The organism is Chitinimonas sp., from assembly GCF_041904975.1.
Taxonomy (GTDB): Bacteria; Pseudomonadota; Gammaproteobacteria; order Burkholderiales; family Chitinimonadaceae; genus Chitinimonas.
Window position 1 is genome coordinate 1 of record NZ_JAYRLZ010000350.1, and the last position, 3819, is coordinate 3819.

The 3819-nt window shown below is 60.1% G+C and carries 5 protein-coding genes; all 5 read right to left on the reverse strand.

Features of this window, described 5'->3' with window-relative positions:
- Positions 1-21: 21 nt before the first annotated feature.
- Positions 22-1224: a flagellar hook-length control protein FliK gene (locus ACE3OH_RS20525; RefSeq protein ID WP_374357532.1), complete on the reverse strand. Its 1203-nt coding sequence runs from the start codon at positions 1222-1224 to the stop codon at positions 22-24.
- A gap of 4 nt (positions 1225-1228) precedes the next feature.
- On the reverse strand, positions 1229-1603 hold the full coding sequence (locus ACE3OH_RS20530) for a DUF2802 domain-containing protein (RefSeq protein WP_374357535.1): 375 nt from the start codon (positions 1601-1603) through the stop codon (positions 1229-1231).
- Positions 1604-1628: 25 nt separating this feature from the next.
- On the reverse strand, positions 1629-1925 hold the full coding sequence (locus ACE3OH_RS20535; protein WP_374357538.1) for a flagellar protein FliT: 297 nt from the start codon (positions 1923-1925) through the stop codon (positions 1629-1631).
- 40 nt (positions 1926-1965) lie between these two features.
- Positions 1966-2427 carry a flagellar export chaperone FliS gene (gene fliS / locus ACE3OH_RS20540; RefSeq protein WP_374357541.1) on the reverse strand — a complete coding sequence of 154 codons (462 nt, stop codon included), beginning with the start codon at positions 2425-2427 and terminating at the stop codon, positions 1966-1968.
- Between the two features lie 18 nt (positions 2428-2445).
- A partial coding sequence (gene fliD, locus ACE3OH_RS20545; protein ID WP_374357544.1) for a flagellar filament capping protein FliD occupies positions 2446-3819 on the reverse strand: 1374 nt, incomplete at its 5' end.

Consider the following 3819-nt stretch of genomic DNA (forward strand, 5'->3'; position numbering starts at 1 on the left):
TTGCGGGATTTGCCCATTGGCTCAGCGCTCCTCGCTCAGCGCGATTTGCTGACTGGTCAATTCCAGACCGGCCGCATCAAAACGCGCCTGCAGCAGGTTTGATTCTCGCCGGAGCCGGTCTGCCGTATCTGGATCAGCGACGCGAAAATCCACATCCACCCGTTTTTGCTCACTCAGCCGTATCGACGCCTCGATTACCCCGAGCCTGGGCAATTCCAGATAAAGCCGGCTTCGCCATACCGGCTTCATGGCTGGCTCCTCCTGCTGACTGCCAGCGGCCTCCTGTTCCAGCTCCCACTCCACCGCTTGCCCCGGCCAGGCTTGCCCATGCCAGCTCAAGGCGCGCTGATCCAGGGTTTGCAGCTGTTGCTGTATCAACTGGCGCAGATTGCTCGACATATCCTGCAGGGCAGCCTTGTGCTCCTGGGGCGGCAGGCCGGGCACATCAAGCAGTTTGTCCCTGGGCGACAATTCGTCCTTGCCTGCCGATGCAGCCGTAGTGCCATCGGCAGCGATATGACTGGCATTCTCCTGCTTGGCCAGACCCGAGCGTGCGGGCGCCGGTTCTTCAGCGTTATCGGTCTGACGCGATACCGGCTTGCCAGCCTGATCACCTGTGCCACTCGATAGCTGGCCTTGCGGTTCGCGCAAGAGGCTTTCCAGAGGATGCTGGCCTTGCGCCCAGCCGGCCAGATGTGATTCGTAAAACACACCACTCTCGGCCAAAGCCTGCTTGAGTGCGCCGGCCAGCTTGGCGCTGTCGATTGCCCCTGCTTGGGCCAGCGGTGCCTTACCTTGTATGGCTGGCGCCTTGCCATCGCCGCCATCGGACTTCGCCAGCAACTCACCGAGAAACTGACCAGCCTGGCTCAATGCTACGCTGGCCGATGCCGTCGGCAGCGATTTGGGCTGTTGCGCTGGCGCCGCCTGCGGCAGCTCGTTTTCAATCAGGAAGGTCAGGCGCGGGGAATTGGCCAGCACTCGAAGTTGCAGGGACTTCCCTGCTTCGGTGTTTCTGGGCAGATTCAGATCAAGCAGCTGCTCTTTCACCAGAACGGCAAAACGTCCACCGTCGAGCTGGCCGGTGACAGTGGCGCGCACCTGCTCGCCGACGGTAAACAGCTGCTGGATTTCCTGTAGTGCATCGACCGCCTGAACCAGCGGTTGTTCAGGCGCCTGGATATAGGCCTGGAGTTGCGCCACCAGCGCATTGGCGGGAATCATGGCGTCACGGCCGCTGCGAAGCCCGGTAGATCGCAACGATCAGATCGGCCTCACCACGTGAAATCCCGCAGCCGGCTGCCACAGCGGCAGAATCGAGGCCCTGCTGGGCGAGGCGGATGGCCTGGCTATAGGCAGACTCGACCTTTTCGGCTACCACCGGCTTTTCTGTGATCTGTTTTCCGGCCAGTGCCTGCAGTTCCTGGCGGATCGAGCGGACTTCATCGGCAAGCGCAGCCTGCTCGCGCGCTGCCTGACTGCCGGATTGCCGCTTGGGTCGCCCGCTCAGCAGGGCGCCTACAAAAACACCAACCGCCCCGACCAAGGCATAGGTAAATGCCAGCAGGGCGAGCTGCTCCCAGCTCAAAGTCACGGCATGCATTTGCTATCTCCACAGCCATCAAGCGCTAGCGATACGCCTTTTGCAAGCGGCTGACATTGGACTGGGTATCTTCCAGTTGTCGGATCAGTGGCGTGAGCGAGTCTCGCCAGACTTGCACCGAAGCCAACGCCTCCTCATTTGCGGCTGCCGTAGTTTCCAGCAACTGCCTCACCAGCGGCGTACCCAGCTGGCTCAGTACACCGGGTGGCACATCGCCGGCCACGGTATCGGCCAATATAGTGTGCCGCGCCAGCAGTTCACCCAGTCTGTCCCACTGCCCGGCATCGGCCACATTGCGCAAGTCAATTGCCAGTGTAGCCATCTCGCGGTGCGCCGCAAGCCAGGCTTCGCAGCGGCGGGCTTCAGACTCTGCCATAGCTGAGCGAATGACGCGCTGTTGTTTGACTGACCTCGACCACTTCCACTTCATTCGCCGGCTTCTCGGCAATCTGTTCCCAAGCGGTCTTCAGTTGCAGCAACAAATTGTAGACCTCATCGAGAATCAGGCCATCGTTGTAGAGATTCGCTTCCAGAAGCCGGCGCGACATGTATTCGTACAGCGCATCAAGGTTATCTACCAACTCGCCGCCCACCGTGCGATCAAGGCTGACCCGCAAACCCTCTTCGATAATGCTGATCGCCTTGGAGATCGCTTGGCCTTTCTCGGCGATACGCCGGTCATTCAATGCATGCTTGGCAATCAGCAGTGCTTTTGCAGCGCCGTCAAATAGCAGGCAAACCAATTGGTGGGGCGAGGCCGTATCGATCTTGTATTCCAGACCGCTATTGCCATAGGCATCGAGCGCACTTTTGAGTTTCGACATCGTCATTCCCCGTGTCGGTCAACTCGCCTTGGGCAAGCTGGCCAGTGACTGCGACAATGATGCGCTGGTTTGCCGCAGCCGGGCAATCGTCGTATCCAGCGTGGTGAACTGCTGTACATAAAGGGCCTGAACGCGACTGAGCCGTTGATTGAAGCGCACATCCTGCGCTTCCAGCCTATCGATCTGGCTCTGGAAGCCTTGCGCATCGGCATTGAGCACGCCCTTGTCCGACAAGGCAGCGCCGAACAGCTGGTCAAGCTGGTAGGCAAAACCTTTGTTGAAGGCGATCGAACCTCGCGCAGCCCCACCCGGCGATGCGCTACCACCAGCCACCAGGATATTCAAACCCGCCGCATCACCCAAGCCGGTCAAGTACTGACCCGAGCCGGTCGCCGCGTTATTGCCGATGCGACCTGCCACATCCAGCCCGGTGACACTGCCCTTGCCTGTCGCCAGGCCCAGTGTGGCGCCGCTATTGCTGCCGACTGCAGTGAGCTCGATCGCCGAACTGGTCCCGGTCGTGCCAGACGCCAGCTCGATCCGGTTAGCGGTTGCGTTATACACCGCAATTGCATTGAGCCCGGCACCAGTCAGCTTGCTCTGGATCTCGCTTGCCAAGCTTGCGCCGGTATAGCTACCCTGGGTCAGGGTGATGGCTGTGCTGGCTGCCCCATCCACCGAAATGGAAAACGTATCGTTAGTCGCATCCACCGTGGAGGACAACAAGGTGCCAGCAGCCAGTGTCGCCTGCGTGCCGACACTGAGGCCAAGCTGGCTGGCCAAGGTTGGATCGATACTGCTGACCTGCGCCTTGGATGAGGTGCCATAGCGGGCAGAGGCGATGACAAAGCGATTGGCGCTGCTGTCAAAGCTGACTGAAGCGGTAATACCGGCCGCTTTCAAGGTGCTGTCGCCATTGATCTTGCTCTGCAGGTCTGCGGCGATATCGTCAAAGCTGGCGTAATTCTTCTGGCTCAGGCTGATGGTGGCACTCTGGAAACCATCTATTTGCACTGCCAGTGTTGGCGTCGCCACGGCCGACAGATCTTTCGAGCTGGCAGCCGAGCCGCGCACCACCCCCTGTGTAGCAAGCTGGGTGATGGAGACACCGTAGTTGCCCGCCTTGGTATTGCCGGTCGAATTGACATAGCTGATCTGGCTATCGCTACTGGTGGCAAACACGCCGAACAGTGCCGCTACACTATCCGGGCTTGTACTGAGCGCTCCCGACAGCTTGCTGCTGTCGAAGGTCATCACGCCGGTCTTGTCAAAGCTGATGCCTACCGACGACAAGGTGCGATAGTTGCCGGAGCCGGCCAGCGTTCCATTCATCAGCTGGCGCATCTGGTATTGCAGGCTGCGTAACGCCGAATCCCCCTGCAAAACAGCAGC

Coding starts and splice junctions, on each gene's coding strand:
- ACE3OH_RS20535 (WP_374357538.1), bottom strand. CDS start 1,925: ATGGCTACACTGGCAATTGACTTGCGCAATGTGGCCGATGCCGGGCAG.
- fliS (WP_374357541.1), bottom strand. CDS start 2,427: ATGTCGAAACTCAAAAGTGCGCTCGATGCCTATGGCAATAGCGGTCTG.
- ACE3OH_RS20525 (WP_374357532.1), bottom strand. CDS start 1,224: ATGATTCCCGCCAATGCGCTGGTGGCGCAACTCCAGGCCTATATCCAG.
- ACE3OH_RS20530 (WP_374357535.1), bottom strand. CDS start 1,603: ATGCATGCCGTGACTTTGAGCTGGGAGCAGCTCGCCCTGCTGGCATTT.